General features: G+C 43.1%; 13 protein-coding genes. 10 read left to right on the top strand and 3 right to left on the bottom strand.

All coding sequences use genetic code 11. The features are described from left to right. Positions 1-72: 72 nt before the first annotated feature. Together BFG52_RS15455 and BFG52_RS15450 are read right to left on the bottom strand one after the other, a co-directional pair. Positions 73-540 (bottom strand): hypothetical protein, encoded by a 468-nt coding sequence (locus BFG52_RS15455; RefSeq protein WP_081408722.1) that lies wholly within the window; start codon positions 538-540, stop codon positions 73-75. 155 nt (positions 541-695) lie between these two features. Then, entirely contained in the window at positions 696-2,147 is a 1,452-nt protein-coding gene (locus BFG52_RS15450; protein WP_067559643.1) for a phosphate--AMP phosphotransferase, read from the bottom strand. A gap of 1,093 nt (positions 2,148-3,240) precedes the next feature. Between BFG52_RS15450 and BFG52_RS15445 the strand changes: the two genes are divergently transcribed. Genes BFG52_RS15445 through BFG52_RS15430 form a run of 4 tightly spaced genes read left to right on the top strand, consistent with a single transcriptional unit; the run spans position 3,241 to position 9,633 of the window. After that, entirely contained in the window at positions 3,241-4,659 is a 1,419-nt protein-coding gene (locus BFG52_RS15445) for an efflux transporter outer membrane subunit (protein WP_228703779.1), read from the top strand. Between the two features lie 27 nt (positions 4,660-4,686). Continuing rightward, a complete protein-coding gene (locus tag BFG52_RS15440) occupies positions 4,687-5,748 on the top strand; it encodes an HlyD family secretion protein (protein WP_067558246.1) in 1,062 nt (353 codons plus the stop codon). Then, positions 5,742-8,504, top strand: a complete 2,763-nt coding sequence (gene rbbA, locus BFG52_RS15435; protein ID WP_407639260.1) for a ribosome-associated ATPase/putative transporter RbbA — start codon at positions 5,742-5,744, stop codon at positions 8,502-8,504. The genes BFG52_RS15440 and rbbA overlap by 7 nt, the downstream gene beginning before the upstream one ends. A gap of 1 nt (position 8,505) precedes the next feature. Then, positions 8,506-9,633, top strand: coding sequence for an ABC transporter permease (locus tag BFG52_RS15430; RefSeq protein WP_067558239.1), 1,128 nt, complete (start codon positions 8,506-8,508; stop codon positions 9,631-9,633). Between the two features lie 361 nt (positions 9,634-9,994). On the opposite strand, the gene BFG52_RS15425 is transcribed toward BFG52_RS15430, so the two are convergent. Further along, positions 9,995-10,438, bottom strand: a complete 444-nt coding sequence (locus tag BFG52_RS15425; protein WP_067558236.1) for a hypothetical protein — start codon at positions 10,436-10,438, stop codon at positions 9,995-9,997. A 352-nt stretch (positions 10,439-10,790) separates the two neighbouring features. On the opposite strand from BFG52_RS15425, the gene BFG52_RS15420 reads away from it, so the two are divergent. The 6 genes from BFG52_RS15420 (at position 10,791) to dld (ending at position 17,151) form a co-directional block, all read left to right on the top strand. Next, on the top strand, positions 10,791-11,009 hold the full coding sequence (locus tag BFG52_RS15420) for a transposase (RefSeq protein ID WP_067558233.1): 219 nt from the start codon (positions 10,791-10,793) through the stop codon (positions 11,007-11,009). A 202-nt stretch (positions 11,010-11,211) separates the two neighbouring features. Continuing rightward, positions 11,212-11,421 carry a cold-shock protein gene (locus tag BFG52_RS15415; protein WP_067558230.1) on the top strand — a complete coding sequence of 70 codons (210 nt, stop codon included), beginning with the start codon at positions 11,212-11,214 and terminating at the stop codon, positions 11,419-11,421. Between the two features lie 406 nt (positions 11,422-11,827). After that, complete coding sequence (gene lldP / locus BFG52_RS15410) at positions 11,828-13,489, top strand: L-lactate permease (RefSeq protein ID WP_171257351.1); 1,662 nt, start codon at positions 11,828-11,830, stop codon at positions 13,487-13,489. Between the two features lie 37 nt (positions 13,490-13,526). Beyond that, a complete protein-coding gene (lldR, locus tag BFG52_RS15405) occupies positions 13,527-14,276 on the top strand; it encodes a transcriptional regulator LldR (protein ID WP_081408720.1) in 750 nt (249 codons plus the stop codon). After that, complete coding sequence (gene lldD, locus BFG52_RS15400; RefSeq protein ID WP_067558222.1) at positions 14,273-15,439, top strand: FMN-dependent L-lactate dehydrogenase LldD; 1,167 nt, start codon at positions 14,273-14,275, stop codon at positions 15,437-15,439. Before lldR ends, lldD begins: the two co-directional genes overlap by 4 nt. Continuing rightward, positions 15,439-17,151: a D-lactate dehydrogenase gene (dld, locus tag BFG52_RS15395; protein WP_067558219.1), complete on the top strand. Its 1,713-nt coding sequence runs from the start codon at positions 15,439-15,441 to the stop codon at positions 17,149-17,151. Before lldD ends, dld begins: the two co-directional genes overlap by 1 nt. Positions 17,152-17,208 lie beyond the last annotated feature (57 nt).

Below are 17,208 nucleotides of genomic sequence, written 5' to 3'. Positions count from 1 at the left end.
TATACAGCAAAAAGGCTGCCTTTTGAGACAGCCTCTTTTTATGCCTAGCAGTTTAATAGTAACGATAGAGAATTAATGATAGAGAATATCGCGTTCTCGGCATGACAACTCATAATACTCATCTTTTGCTGACGTGTTAATTTTTAGACTATAGTAATCCAGTTGTTTGGCATCGAATGGTTTGAGTGAGCATTCATGCTGTTTGGCATAACTTTGTATGGCATCGAGTGGTGCACTTTTTTTCAGTAATGCGCCCCAACCTTCATTGACACAGCAGCCCACATATTGATCCATATATTCCACACTTAAATAAACTACATCTTGCCCTAAAATCTGCAATGGTTTTTGTAGTTTATAAATATCGTTATAGTCCACACGTTGGACTTGTGCTTTATTGCTGAGATAACCCTCAGTGGTTAATTGCTTAAAATCTTGAATAGCAGCATTGGCTGTTCCCATACCGCGAAACTGTTCTTCGTCGGCATATGCCGTACTACAAAGGGCAATCAATACGATCGCACTGAGGGATTGAATATTCACTCGGTGACTCCTTGCTGAGTTTAAATTTTTACACGGATCAATCATGATGGTCGCTTTAAAATAAAATCAAGATTGATGGTTTAAAATATAATGTAGCAAGCAATATTCAACAGATAAAGCATTTTGAGTGCTGCTTTACATATGTGATTCATCGATTATTTCGGACATTCACCTTCAGCATTTAAACGTTCTAAAATGGTTTGTAAAATTTGAATGCGTGCAGTGTATTTATCATTGCTTGCAATCACATGCCATGGTGCATGTTCAGTACTGGTGTAGTGCAGCATATCAGATGCCGCCTGTAGGTATTGATCCCATTTTTCACGATTACGCCAGTCTTCATCAGTGATTTTAAAATATTTCTGTGGGGTATTTAGACGATTTTCAAAGCGCTTTAATTGCTCATCTTTGGAGATCGATAGCCAGAATTTAATCACGATGGCACTGTGTTGCGATAGATTATGTTCAAAGCGGTTGATCTCATGATAAGCCCTTTGCCAGTCTTGATCTGAGATTAAATGCTCAACACGTTCAACCAAGACACGACCATACCAACTACGGTCAAATATATTAATGGCACTGTCATCGCGTAACTTATCCCAGAAGCGCCATAAATAAGGACGCTGCCGTTCATGGCGTTCTGGTGCAGAGATACTATGAATTTGATATTCACGCGGATCGAGATATTTAATAATTCGCTTAATGGCGCCACCTTTACCCGCAGCATCCATGCCTTCAAATAATAAGACGATATTGCGTGGGTCATAGCGCATCGCTTCAGCCAATTGTTTCTCGAGCTTTTTGAGTTGCTGTTTATAGGCTTTTTTTTCTAAATATGTGCTAGCGGGGGCGTTTAATTGTGGATGAATATCTTGGGCTTGATAGGCTATTTTTTGTGGTTTTAACTGCGGTGGTTTTTTGAGTGCGGCAAGAATTTCTTGCGCGAACTGGTAGTTGCGCAGCTTTTCATCTTCGCCATCAATAATAATCCAGTCGCTGGTAAAGCGTTTACGAATACTCTGAATATCGTTATAGAGTTTTTTATTACGCCAATTCGATACTGGGAATTTAGCCCAACTAAAATTGGGTACCCGTTGTAAAGCCTTGGCAAGATCTAATCGTTCTAAGCGTTTTTGCGTGGTTGCTAAAGACAGGTCAAACCAGATTTTAATCACGTCAATATCATTGGCTTGTAGGTATTGTTCAAAATGATGCATCTGCTCAATATATTCGGCAAAGTCTTGTTCAGAAATTTGCTCTTCGCCATATAAAGACGATGCCAGTAAATCGGTATACCAGTTGCCAAATAACAACATCATTTGCCCGTGCGCAGGGATAAAGGGTACATAGGGTTGCCAAAATAATTTTTTTGATGTGATTTGATTGGGAATATCCGCTTTGACATATAAATGTCGTGGATCAACCCATTCGCGTAATTGTTTAATCGCCTCACTTTTACCCGCAAACTCTATACCTCCCACCAAAATTAATAAGCCACGGGCTTGATCGGTACCTCGGGTATTTTTAAGGGCATATTGAGCTTCAATAAGATCTAATGACAGCTGTTCAGTTTGTTTTTTAGTGATCTGCTGACGTTTCGTCATAATTACCTCAATACCATGATGATGAAAATACGATGGTGAACATGTGCTTGGACCGTGTACGCGATGAGTTTGTTTGCTCTGAACGAGTACAGCGTTGTTGCGACTATACTGATATTTTAAATAATGCAGCATCGTTATTTATACTACTTGTATTAAAATAGTCTAACAGTTTGAGATAATAAGTAAAATATTTCAAAGGCAGCAATATCAATCTAAATTAGCTACATTGAAATGCTGAAAATTTAGGGTAAAGCATGGTGAGATATATCCGGTTTATAAAATAAATGATTTGAGCAATAGCAATATTGAGTTTCTGTGCAATCACTTTATATATTCCCCCAGCGTAATATTGCATCACAAGATGCTATCTTGCTAGAAAATCCACTTTGTTTATGTGATAAATATCACGTTATTATAAAATATAGTGTTCTATACTGGCTCCGCGAAGCGGGCAAAGCTATCTGTTGGCATTGGGTTGACTGAAATTATAGATTGAAAATAAAAAAGTTTTTGACTTAATCTTGCTGCAAGTCTAATGCTGAGCTGTGCTTGTACTGCGCTTGAGCATTGCTTGCAGCAGGTCGGATGGCTTGATCGATTTGGTGTATTTTTCAGCTTTCATAGCAGATATAGTGCTTAAATGTTATACAGAAAAATAATTCACATTAAAACCGACTGATTCGCTTGGTATTAATGAGGTTTTTTTAGGAAATAATAAAATCATTGACTTAATATTTTGTGGTCCATTTATTTTTATAGACTAATCAGTCACTGAAATTTAATAATTTAAATATAACAGTTAAAATAAATGCTAAAATTCTTTGACCAAAATTTAAAACCCATATATGTTTATTGAAAATAGGCGCTGTAAATATTTTTTATAACGAGGAATATGCAATGAATGATCATCGACAATGGGCAAAAGCTTGTTGTGATGTGAAGAAAAGCATACCCGTCACGGTGCTGCCAACGTTTCAATCAAATTCTTTCACCACTGTTTTAATGGGGCAGTTCGGTGGATCTTGCTATGTTCAATTGAATAGCAAACTCAATTTACATCCTAATAATTTAACCTCAAATTGGGGGAGTATAGATTTTGTCCTATCTTATTGTGCGTAATACATTATGTAGTGCTGTGTGTGCGGTGTTACTCGCAGCGTGTCAAACGCAGCAAGCGCTTCAACCACCAGAAGTGGCTATGGCTTCCCAATATGCCGATGACCAATCGACTGAGCATAAATTATTAAGATGGCAAGACTATTTAAATGATGCCGCCTTAGAAAAGATTATTCATCAGGCTCTGCAGAATAATCATGATTTACAAATTGCCAGTTTAAGAATTGCTGAAGCACAAGCGGCTTATGGGATTCAACGTTCGACATCTTTCCCAACAATTGGTGCAGATGCTGGTGGGCAGCGTTCTCGTGTGCCAGCAGATTTATCCTACACCGGGCAGGTCATGCATGTTGATCAGTATCAGGCAGGAATTGGCTTATCGCAGTGGGAACTGGATCTGTGGGGGCGTATTCGCAGTTTAAATGAAGCGGCATTACAAAGCTTCTTTGCCTCGCAATGGAACCAAGTTGCGGTGCGTAACAGTATTATTTTGCAGGTCACACAAACTTATCTGACTTTATCTGAGCTGGAAAAACGCATTCATTTTGCCGAGCGTTCGGTACAAAATTATCAAAATTCAGTACGTATTTTTAAACGCCGCTATGAAGTCGGAAGCGGCTCCAAAGTGGAATATGTACAAGCCGAAACATTGCTGCGTAATGGTCAAGCCTTATTGGCCCAGTTAAATCAAGCCAAAGCGACTACGGCGAATTTTTTGGTGCAGTTGGTGGGGGAGCCGATTGAAGTTCCTGTACCCAGTTTAGACCGGGTGGTCTTTAAAACCACCAGCATTCAAACTGGTTTGCCTTCCGATTTATTGCTAAATCGTCCAGATATCCGTGCGGTAGAAGCGAAATTACAAGCAGAAAATGCCAATATCTATGCAGCACGCGCCGCATTTTTCCCGCGTATTGCCTTGACTGGAAGTTATGGTACCGCCAGTGCTGATCTAGATGGTTTATTTAAATCAGGCAGTGCGGCATGGAGTTTTGCACCGAGTATTTCGATTCCGATTTTTACTGCTGGACGTTTAAAAAACCAAGTGAAATTGGCCGAAGTCAGAACGGATATTGCGGTGGCTGAATATGAAAAAACCGTACAAAAAGCCTTTCGTGAAGTCTCGGATGCTTTGGCACAACGTCGCTGGCTCAGTGAGCAATTACACATTCAACAACAAGGTCTAGATGCACTCAATGAACGCGCACGTTTGGCCGAACTCCGCTATGACAATGGTGCAGTCAACTATTTAGAAGTCCTGGATGCACAGCGCAGTTTATTGCAAGCCGAACAACAGTGGATTGAGACCCAGAGTGCCTTGTTGAAATCATATGTGCAGTTATACGTGGCTTTAGGTGGTGATAGCCAGCAGTACCAGACACAGCAATCTTCTTCTTTGTAGACCGACTTTGAGCAATAGGATTCACCTATGAATATTAAAAAATTATCCATGATTGGTGCCGTCGTTATCGTAATTTTAGTCGCGATACTGCTGTGGCGCTATTTTAACCAAGAGTCGACCGAAGGTCTGGTCAGTGGCAATGGACGAATTGAGGCAACCGAGGTTAATGTTGCGAGTAAATTACCCGGTCAAGTTGAAGACATCTTGGTCAAAGAAGGGGATTTTGTCCAAAGCGGTCAAGTTCTGGCAAAAATCAAAATCTCTACGCTTGAAGCGCAGTTAAGAGAAGCACAAGCGCAAAAAAGCCAAGCGCAAAATGCAATCTCGACTGCTGAAGCACAAATTGCCATGCGTGAAAGTGACCGCGCTGCCGCACAAGCGATGGTGGCACAACGTGAAACAGAATTACTGGCTGCCAAGCGTCGTTTAGCGCGGACTGAAGTATTGTCCAAAGAAGGGGCGTCATCGCAACAACAATTGGATGATGAACGTGCTGATGTACAACGGGTGACGGCAGCGGTGAGTGCTGCCAAGGCACAAGTGGCAAGTGCTCAGGCTGCAGTTGTGGCTGCGCAAACACAAGTAATTGGTGCACGTTCACAAGTTGATGCCATTCAAGCAACCATCGAACGTATTCAGTTTGATATCGAAGATGGACAGTTAAAAGCGCCATTAAATGGTCGGGTACAGTACCGTATTGCCCAGCCGGGTGAGGTTGTTCCATCGGGTGGTCGTGTGGTGAATTTGATTGACTTATCCGATGTATATATGACTTTCTTCTTGCCAGAAACCGTGGCTGGGCGGGTTGCCATTGGCACAGAAGTGCGTTTGGTATTAGATGCCGCAAAAGACTTGGTGATTCCAGCCAAAGTATCTTATGTTGCCGATACTGCGCAGTTCACACCGAAATCAGTCGAAACGCAAAATGAACGACAAAAGTTAATGTTCCGTGTCAAAGCGAAGATTGATCCAGCGTTATTAAATAAAAATATTCAACAAGTCAAAACTGGTTTACCAGGCGTGGCTTATATCAAATTGGATCCAAATACAGCATGGCCTGCATTTTTAGAGAATAAGGTTAAATCATGAATCAGCAATCCGAATCCCTAGACGGAGCGATTGTTGCCAAAATTGAAAATATTAGCCTGCGCTATGGCAAGACACAGGCATTAGACCAGATTCATTTAGATTTACCTGCGGGTTGTATGATTGGTCTGATTGGACCAGATGGGGTCGGTAAATCGAGTCTATTGTCACTCTTGGCCGGCGCGCGTGCGCTACAACAAGGCCGCCTGATGGTTTTGGGCGGCGATATGGCCAATGGGCAACATCGTAAGCAAGTTTGTCCACGTATTGCGTTTATGCCACAAGGTTTGGGAAAAAATCTCTATAAAACCTTGTCGGTTGAGGAAAACTTACAGTTTTTTGCCCGCTTGTTTGGGCATGATGCCGAGCAACGCCGTCAACGCATTGATGAACTTACCAAAAGTACTGGGCTATATGCCTTCCTAGATCGTCCCGCTGGCAAGCTGTCTGGCGGAATGAAACAAAAACTCAGCCTATGCTGCGCCTTGATTCATGATCCAGATTTTCTGATTTTGGATGAGCCGACGACCGGGGTTGACCCCTTGGCACGTGCGCAGTTCTGGGAGTTGATTGGGCGAATTCGTAAAGTTCGCCCACAGATGAGTGTGATTGTTGCCACGGCCTATATGGATGAAGCACAAGGCTTTGACTGGCTGGCAATGATGGATGATGGCAAGATTTTAAAAACTGGTACACCGCAGGCTTTATTGCAACTGACGGGATGTGACAATTTAGAAGATGCTTTTATTGCACTGTTGCCTGAAGAAAAGAAACAAGGCTATGTTCCTGTTCATATTCCCCCTCTGCAGGTCAATGAGCAAGAGCAATATGCCATTGAAGCACAGGATTTGACGGTACGTTTTGGTGACTTTACCGCAGTGGATCACGTCAATTTTAAAATTCGTCGTGGTGAAATCTTTGGTTTCTTAGGGTCCAATGGTTGCGGTAAATCTACCACCATGAAGGTGTTGACGGGTTTACTGCCGGCGTCAGAAGGGCAGGCGTGGTTATTTGGTGAGGCGGTTGAAGGCAACAGTATTGAGATTCGGCGTCGTGTCGGTTATATGTCACAAGCCTTCTCTTTATATAATGAACTCACTATTTTGCAGAACTTGGTGCTGCATGCGCGTTTGTTCCATGTGGCTGAAGATCAAATTGATGCACGTGTGGACAGCATGTTGCAACAGTTTGATTTGCTTGAGGTCAAACACAGTTTACCGGAGTCGATTCCGCTGGGTATGCGGCAGCGTCTTTCTTTGGCGGTCGCATTGGTACATGAGCCAGAAATTCTGATTTTGGATGAGCCGACTTCTGGGGTAGACCCGATTGCGCGAGATAATTTCTGGCGCTATTTGGTCAAACTTTCCCGTGAAGATGGCGTGACGATTTTTATCTCAACCCACTTCATGAACGAAGCCTTGCGTTGCGACCGTATGTCGATGATGCATGCTGGACGGGTACTGGATAGTGATGCACCCAAAAATTTGATTGCTCGCCGTGGTGCCAAGACCCTAGAAGAAGCCTTTATTGGCTATCTTATCGATGCGGGGGCGGGTACGCCGAGTGATACTGCTGCTGATGCCGAGATAAGCCAAAGTGTTGCCGCTGCTGAGCAACCGATGCAGATCAATAATGGCTTTAGTGTGCAGCGTTTATTGAGCTATGCATGGCGTGAGTCTTTGGAGCTTGCGCGTGATCCCGTGCGGGCAACTTTGGCACTATTGGGGTCTATTATTCTGCTCTTTGTGATTGGTTTTGGGATTACCTTAGATGTTGAGGATCTGAGTTATGCGGTACTCGACCGAGACCAAACTGGATTGAGTGAGGACTATCGTCTCAATCTGGCTGGGTCGCGTTATTTTATTGAGAAACCACCCATACACAGCTATGAAGAACTTGATCAGCGTATGCGTAAAGGTGAAATTGCTTTGGCGATCGAGATTCCGCCCGGCTTTGCCAAAAATGCGGCACGAGGAGAAGAGGTTAAAATCGGTGCTTGGATTGATGGTGCCATGCCAACCCGTGCAGAAACCATTCGAGGTTATGTGCAAGGGATTCATTTGCAATGGCTAATGCAACAATATCGCAGCCGTACGGCTGGGTCTTATGCGCTGCCGGTTACGGTCGAAACCCGTTTCCGTTATAACCCGGATATCCGCAGTCTACCGGCGATGGTACCAGCCATTGTACCGTTGCTGCTGTTGTTAATTCCCGCCATGCTGACGGCATTGTCCGTGGTACGAGAAAAAGAACTCGGTTCAATTGTCAATTTATATGTTACCCCGATCAAGCGCAGTGAATTTTTACTGGGCAAACAACTGCCCTATATTATTTTGGCGATGTTGAACTATTTCTTGATGTGTCTGGTGGTGGTGACATTATTTGATGTGCCGATTAAAGGCAGCTTCCTGACCTTGACCACTGCGGTCTTTCTCTTTGTGATTATCTCGACTGGCTTTGGCTTGTTGGCATCTTCTGTGACCAAAAGTCAGATTGCAGCGATGTTCTTTGTGATGATTGGCACCTTGATTCCAGTTTTACAATACTCTGGTTTGATTGATCCGGTTTCTTCGCTAGAAGGTTTTGGTCGCTGGTTTGGCAGTATCTATCCTGCCACGCACATGGTTAATATCAGTCGTGGTGTATTTAATAAAGCCTTAAGTTTTGAAGACTTACGTCATTCGATTTGGATGTTGGTGGTGACGGTCCCTGTGGTGATGTTGTTGGCAATCGCCCTACTGAAAAAACAGGAGCGCTAGGATGTTCATACATAAATTACAGAATATCTTTAGACTCGGCTGTAAAGAGTTATGGAGTTTGTGGCGTGATCCGATCATGCTGCTATTGATCACCTATACCTTTACCATGTCGATCTACACCGGTGCATCCTCGATGCCAGAGAGTCTTAATAATGCACCCATCGGGATTGTAGATGAAGACCACTCCGCCTTGTCTGAACGGGTCAGCTCGGCGTTTTATCCGCCATTGTTTACACCCTTTGAAACGCAGCTCGATCAGATGGATGCTGGCATGGATGCGGGTTTATACAGTTTTAGTATGACCATTCCTTCACGCTTTCAAGAAGATATCTTGGCTAATCGCGGTGCGACAGTACAGGTCAACGTTGATGCGACGCGGGTAACACAAGCCTTGACCGGGAGTAGTTATATTCAGCAGATTATTCTGACGGAGGTCAACTCCTATCTGCAAGGGCATCGTTCGGTGACAAGCTTACCTGTCGATCTTGAGTTAAGGGCGCGTTTTAACCCAACCCTCGACCGACAATGGTTTGGTGGCATTATGCAGGTCATTAATAACGTGACCATGTTATCGATTATCCTGACCGGTGCTGCGCTGATTCGTGAGCGTGAGCATGGGACAGTCGAGCATTTGCTGGTTATGCCAGTTACTGTGTTCGAGATCATGATGGCAAAAGTCTGGTCGATGGGTTTGGTGGTTTTAGTTGCTTCATTTGTTGCTGTGCATTTGGTGGTCAAAGGCTTTATGCATATTCCGATTGAAGGCAATTTGTGGTTATTCTTCTTGGGGGCATCGTTGTCTTTATTTGCCACGACTTCGCTGGGCATTTATATGGCGACTGTTGCCAAGTCGATGCCGCAGTTTGGTCTGTTGATGATGTTGGTTTTGATTCCATTACAAATGTTATCTGGTGGTTTAACGCCGCGCGAGAGTATGCCAGAAGTGGTGCAAAATATTATGCAATTTGCGCCAACCACTCACTTTGTCAATTTGGCACAAGCGATTTTATATCGTAATGCTGGTTTTGATGTGGTGTGGATGCCGTTCTTATGCTTATTTGCCATTGGGGCAGTATTTTTCTACTTTGCCTTGAAGCGCTTTAAAGAGACCATTCATACCATGACATAGCGGGGGCTGTACCAACGCTATAGGCTATAGAATGTTTATAGACAGTTGATGACTGTAATATCACAACATTAAGGTTGGTGTAGCATGGCTTACCAACCTTTTTTAATGCCTTTGATGCCAATCGAATAGGTCAGTACTGCTTTAATCGAGCATTGAGCACGGGGGGATAGTTTGTTCAACGATACAGTGTGTTTGGCGATGGTGTATGCGTGCAAGAGCGGTGAAAATAAGGTCTGGGCATAAAGCCTGAGAATAAGATTGGCGAATTATTCGGCAGAACTGTGGATAACTTAAATCTTATCCGCATCAATAAAGGACCGAATGCAGAGCATATTATGGGTAACTTTTTATTGGCAATTTTTTATTGGCAATTTTTTTCGAGTAACTGATCATCAACATAATGCAGAATATCATCTAGAGCGGCCTGATCTGCAACGCTTCGATCTACCATGACTTTTTTAGCTTTTTGCATCAACTCAATGCTGCTCCATTCTGCATGTTGTTCTACGTCTACAGGGTCAAGTTGATATAAATAGTCGATATGTACACCATTGAGCAATTGCTTGTTTTTGAATTGATAAATCGATTCATTCTGTCCTATTTCACCATATACTTTGAGGATTGCCAGACAAGCATGGTGTTGACGATAGAGTTTTAGCTCGCTGCCTTCGGTCGATTTAATTTTTTCGCTGAGATCGATGCTCTCTAAGAGCTGTGTTGCAGAGATCGCCTCTTTGGCATAACTCGCTTTAAGTGCAAATGAAAAAAATAGCGTGATATAAATGAGTATTTTTAAGAGATTCATCGTACGGATATACCTGCGTTTAAAAAGCTAGCCTTACAATTTAATAATATATTTATGCAATATCGTTTGACCTGAGGGGGGGATGGGCGTATAAAGCACACAGCATCAAACGAAGATTGTAGCTTGGGAAAGTCTATTTTATGCTTCGTATTTGATATTTTTGCGTTGTGATTCTGAAAACTGATACCTTATCTCATTTGAATAAAATCATTTATTCCACACGATAGATGAGGTTAATAATGAGTAAATTTTAGAACAAGTAAATCTCAGAACAAGAGTTCTTGAACTTCCGATCTAGTTATTTTTATTGAGTTATAAAATCACGCGAGTACTTATATATGAGTTAAAAACTGTGAAAATTTTAAGTGAGTGGCATCTTGCCACAGCCAATAATGGCAAACAAATTAATGTAAAAGTCGTTCCGCTAAAGCGGAAGCAAAATTCTATGCAAGGTGGTACTTGGGTTGAAGTTGGAAAAATGATCCAATTAGAGTCCGGCTTAGAAATTGATTTTAATCTCGATGGTAAGAGTTTTTATGCGGCTTACAACGAACTTTATCGCCTCGATTAATTAGAAAATACTGTTTGCAAATCTTGCGGAAGCGTGTATTATCTTCGATAACTAGAAAAAATATACTTGTCTCAGTAAATTTCTCCTTTCGCAGTTTTAGTCATAATCCTTCGGTTGTTTAAGATATTTGGTTTCAGGTTTATTTTCTAAAAGTTAAATTCGATCTTGAGATCACATATTATTAAAGAAATAGGATTATTGTATGTCTAATACTGTAACTGGCACTGTAAAATGGTTTAATGAAACTAAAGGTTTTGGCTTTATCCAAGCGGATTCTGGTCAAGACGTATTTGCACACTATAGCGAAATTTCAAGCAACGGCTTCAAAACTTTGCTTGAAGGTCAACGTGTTCAATTTGCGATCGTTGATGGCAAAAAAGGTCCACAAGCGAGCAATATCGCTGTAATCTAAGCTTTAGCGAAGAATACAAAATTTATAACCCAAATTCGAAGTGTGATTAGCGAGAACATATTATCTATGATCCGCTAATACACATTCAAAACTGCCCCACCTTGTAGGTGGGGCAGTTTTTTTATGGCAAAAATTTTTGACTATACTGCGACTGCGGATAAAAAGAACTTCTTTGAGCCGATGTTTTTGAGCATATTTTTTTGAATATATTTTTTGAGTATAAACTGCATTGGTCAGACCAATATAATATTCAATTTGTTGTTGCGCTTTATTTAAACTGAATTTAACATACGATTTATAGAATAAATGGTAAATTTTTAAATATTAGATAAATTGGTCTGACCAATGTTTAAAATAATATTGTGTGAGCCAATTAAAATTTTGCGCGTATAAGCATTTCAAGGAGATGACAATGCTTGAAGTTTGGCAACAACTCTATAATCCCTTGGGTAATATTTGGATCTCTAGTTTGATCGCACTTATTCCAATTTTATTTTTCTTCTTGGCATTAGCGGTCTTTCGAATGAAGGGCAGCGTGGCTGGAACGATTACCGTTGTTTTGGCTTTGTGTGTCGCATTATTTGCGTATGACATGCCCGTACTGATGTCATGTGCGGCATTGGTTTATGGTTTCTTATACGGTTTATGGCCAATTGCTTGGATTATTATTGGCGCAGTTTTTCTTTATAAAATCTCAGTAAAAACGGGACAATTCGATATTATCCGTTCTTCGATATTATCCATTACCGCCGACCAACGTTTACAAATGCTATTGGTGGGTTTTGCTTTTGGTACTTTCTTGGAGGGAGCTGCAGGTTTTGGTGCCCCAGTGGCAATTACCGCAGCACTACTGGTTGGTCTTGGCTTTAAACCCTTATATGCAGCAGGTCTTTGTTTGATCGTCAATACTGCACCGGTTGCTTTTGGTGCAATGGGGATTCCGATTATTGTGGCAGGGCAGGTTTCCTCGGTCGACACCATGGAAATTAGTCAGATGGTCGGGCGTCAGTTGCCGTTTATGGTGCCGATTGTTTTAATCTGGATTATGGCGATTATGGATGGCTGGCGTGGTGTCAAAGAAACCTGGCCAGCCATTTTGGTGGGCAGTGCTTCTTTTGCACTGGCACAGTATTTAACCTCAAACTTTGTCGGTCCTGAATTACCCGATATTACTGCGGCGATTGCATCTTTGATTAGTCTGACCATTTTACTGAAATACTGGCAGCCGCAACATATTTTCCGTTTTGATAATGCACAAGACAGCAGCGAATTACTGGCACAACAGCAGCATTATAGCCCTTGGCAAATCGCTAAAGCTTGGTCGCCTTTTGCGGTGTTAACTTTGATGGTCACGTTGTGGAGTATTGCGCCATTTAAAGTCTTATTTGCCAAAGGTGGGGTGTTACAGCATTGGGTGCTGAGCTTTGAGGTGCCATTTTTACATCAAATGGTCCAGAAAATGCCGCCAGTGGTGAGTCAAGTCACTGACTATGATGCCGTCTTTAAATTTGATTGGTTCTCGGCAACAGGAACAGCCATTTTTATTGCCGCACTGATCAGCATTATTTATTTAAAAATGAAGCCAGCCGATGCGGTTTCGGCCTTTTCTGAAACACTAAAAGAGCTCAAAACACCGATTTATTCGATTGGGATGGTGCTGTCTTTTGCTTTTATTGCCAATTATTCAGGCATGTCGGCAACTTTGGCTTTGGCACTGGCACATACGGGTGATGCTTTTACTTTTTTCTCACCATTCTTAGGCTGGTTGGGAGTATTTTTGACTGGATCAGATACCTCTGCCAATGCGTTGTTTTCTGCCTTACAAGCCACCACGGCTCAACAAATTGGTGTACCGGAAGTGCTTTTGGTTGCAGCCAATACCAGTGGTGGCGTGACTGGCAAGATGATTTCACCACAATCTATTGCCATTGCTTGTGCCGCAGTTGGCTTGGTGGGAAAGGAGTCAGATCTTTTCCGCTTTACCGTTAAACATAGTATTACTTTTACCATAATGATCGGTATCATTGTGAGCATACAGGCCTATGTATTGCCGTGGATGATTCCATGATATGACATGCTGGCGAGATTGTTTTGAGGAAAGTAGTATGCGGGTTTCCGATCAGGTTGCACAACAAGTGTTGCAGTTGATTCAACAGCAACACATCAAAGTAGGGCAGGCACTCCCTGCCGAACGCAAATTGTGTGAACAGCTCGGTGTTTCTCGCGCTTCTTTACGTGAAGCAATACAGCAATTAACCAGTCAAGGGATTATCCGTAGCAAAGTGGGAGCGGGTCATTATGTACAGCAGCTTCCTTCACATTGGTCGAATGATCAAGTGTTACAACCCTTGAGTCAGCTCATCGACACCGATCCCAATTATCGTTTTGATGTACAAGAAGCACGTATTGCACTCGAAGGTGCAACCGCTTGGCATGCAGCACAGCGTGCCAGTACAGCAGATATCGCAAAAATTAAATATTACTACAGTCAAATGCAGCATTTTCAGTCCTTGGGGGATGATGATCAATCCGCTCAAGCTGATGCCAATTTTCATTTGGCGATCGCTGAGGCATCACACAATATTGTGCTGATCCAAATGATGCGTGGGGTATTTGATTTATTGCAATTTAATGTGCTCTTGGGGCGTCGTAAGTTGTATTCAGAAACCTATCGCTTTGATCGTTTGCAAGAACAACATAGCCAAGTTTTGGATGCTATTGAAAGACGAGATCCCGAAGCCGCACGTCAAGCCGTTTGTGGCCATATTGAATTTGTGGTTCAACAAGTACGTTGTATCGATGAGGAAGATGCGCGTCGACAACGTGCCAGTCGTTTAAATAGGACATCATTATGATTATTTCTTCTGCAAATGATTATCGCGAAGCCGCGCGGCGTCGTTTACCACCGTTTTTATTTCATTATATCGATGGTGGCGCCAATGCAGAATATACCTTGCAACGTAATGTAGAAGATCTATCACAAGTTGCTTTGCGACAACGTGTGCTCAAAGACATGTCTGCCTTAAGTTTGCACACAGAGATCTTTGCTGAACAATTGGCAATGCCTGTGGCCTTGTCACCCGTTGGTTTGACGGGCATGTATGCGCGACGCGGTGAAGTGCAAGCCGCGGTGGCGGCAGAAAAAAAAGGCATTCCCTTTACCTTGTCGACGGTGTCTGTTTGCCCAATTGAAGAAGTCGCGCCCGCTATTCAGCGCCCGATGTGGTTTCAGCTCTATGTATTGCGTGACCGAGGCTTTATGAAAAACGCATTAGAGCGTGCCAAAGCTGCTGGATGCTCAACCTTGGTCTTCACCGTTGATATGCCCGTGCCAGGTTCACGCTATCGGGATGCACATTCGGGGATGAGTGGTCGCAATGCGGCAATGCGACGTTATTTACAAGCCTGTACTCATCCACATTGGTCTTGGAATGTTGGTCTCTTGGGACGACCACATGATTTAGGCAATATCTCCAAGTACTTGGGCAAACCGACAGGGCTTGAAGATTATATTGGTTGGTTGGGGAATAACTTTGATCCATCGATTTCTTGGAAAGACTTAGAGTGGATTCGTGAATTCTGGGATGGTCCGATGGTGATCAAGGGCATACTCGACCCAGAAGATGCCAAAGATGCAGTACGTTTTGGCGCTGATGGCATTGTGGTCTCCAATCATGGTGGACGTCAGCTGGATGGGGTATTGTCAACTACACGGGCCTTGCCACCGATTGCCGATGCCGTCAAAGGCGATATCAAGTTATTGGTCGATTCGGGGATTCGTAACGGTCTAGACGTGGTACGTATGCTGGCCTTGGGTGCCGATCTCTGTATGCTTGGACGTGCTTTTGTCTATGCTTTAGGGGCTGCGGGTGCTGCTGGTGTGGAGCATTTATTAGATCTCATCGAGAAAGAAATGCGTGTGGCGATGACCTTGACTGGTGTCAAATCAATTCAAGAGATTAATACGGATTGCTTGGTGCAATTGCAGCGTGAGCTCAATGACTTAAAAGGAGCTTAATGCCGATGACAGCCCATCTCGCGACGACTGAACGTGATCAAGTCCTGACTCAATTACAACAAATTTTGGGCGTACAGCATGTATTGACGCAAGATCATCAAACACGATTTTACCGACAAGGTCGTCGTTATGGTTCTGGTGCGGTTTGGGCTGTGATTGTACCGGGAACGTTACTTCAACAATGGCGTGCTTTGCAGCTACTGATTGCCGCAGATTGTATCGTCATTATGCAAGCCGCCAATACCGGGCTGACCGGTGGTTCTACACCTTTTGGCGATGATTATGATCGCCCTGTGGTTATTATTAGTACCCGCCGTTTAACCGGGATACAGGTCATTGCCAATGGTGAACAGGTGATTTGTTTGCCCGGTGCAACTTTAGATGCTTTAGAACAATGTCTGGCACCCTACCAACGGGAACCGCATTCGGTGATTGGTTCATCGTGTATTGGTGCTTCGATATTGGGTGGGGTTTGCAATAACTCGGGTGGTGCTTTGCTCCGTCGTGGTCCTGCTTATACCGAGTTAGCGTTGTATGCGCAGGTTAATGCCGAGGGTCAGCTGGTCTTGGTCAATCATTTGGGTATTCAGCTTGGCGCTGACCCAGAGCAGATATTGAGCCGTTTGGAACAAGGGGATTATCAGCCGGATGATATTGAATATCCCACACAACGGGTCGCATCAGATCAACGCTATGCAGATGATGTGGTACAAGTCGATGCTGACAGTCCTGCGCGTTTTAATGCCGATCCAAGTCGTTTATTTGAAGCCTCAGGCTCTGCTGGTAAAGTCTGTGTTTTTGCAGTGCGCTTAGATAGCTTTGCCAAAGTTGCCAGTCAGGTATTTTATCTGGGGAGTAATGATCCGAATGATCTGACGGAGATCCGCCGTTATTTATTAACGGCATTGCCACGTCTACCGATCGCTGGTGAATATATCCATCGTGAAGCGTATGATATTGGCGCCAAATATGGTAAAGACAGTTTTTTGTTTATTGAAAAAATGGGCACAGCCAAAGTGCCTGCAGCCTTTGCCATGAAAGATAAAGTCGATGGCTATTTGGAACGTATAGGCTTAGCTGGATTGTCCGATAAAGTCCTACAATGGCTGACGGCATGTTTACCCAATCATCTACCACAACGCATGAACCAATTTCGTGACCGTTTTGAGCATCATCTTATTTTGCGTATAGAACAGCAAGATGTTGCACAGGTACAACATTATCTACAAGACTATTTTGCCCAACATCCACAAGGTGATTTTTTCTTGTGTAGTACAGATGAGGGGCGTAAAGCATTTTTGCATCGTTTTGCCATCGCCGGTGCCGCGATACGCTATCGCGATACCCATCGCCACAGCGTGGCAGATATTGTGGCTTTGGACATTGCCTTAAAACGCAATGACCGACAATGGGTTGAGCAACTGCCTGCTGAGATGGAACAGCACATTTTGCACAAATTATATTATGGGCATTTTTTCTGCCATGTTTTCCATCAGGATTATATTGTCAAAAAAGGCGTAGATCCTTTAGCAATGGAGCATCAAATGTGGGCTTTGCTGGATGCTCGTGGCGCAGAATATCCGGCTGAACATAATGTCGGTCATCTATATGTCGCGAAGCCAGCTTTACAACAGCATTATCGTCAGCTTGATCCGCAGAACTGCTTTAATGTTGGCATCGGTCAGAGCTCGAAACATAAGCATTGGCATTAAGCCATGTTGTCGAGCATCGCTATTGCTGTTTGCAGCATGGGATTAGGCGATAAAAAA

Origin of the sequence: Acinetobacter larvae (assembly GCF_001704115.1) — a bacterium.
Classification (GTDB): Bacteria; Pseudomonadota; Gammaproteobacteria; order Pseudomonadales; family Moraxellaceae; genus Acinetobacter; species Acinetobacter larvae.
This window is presented reverse-complemented; position numbering and strand designations above follow the sequence as displayed.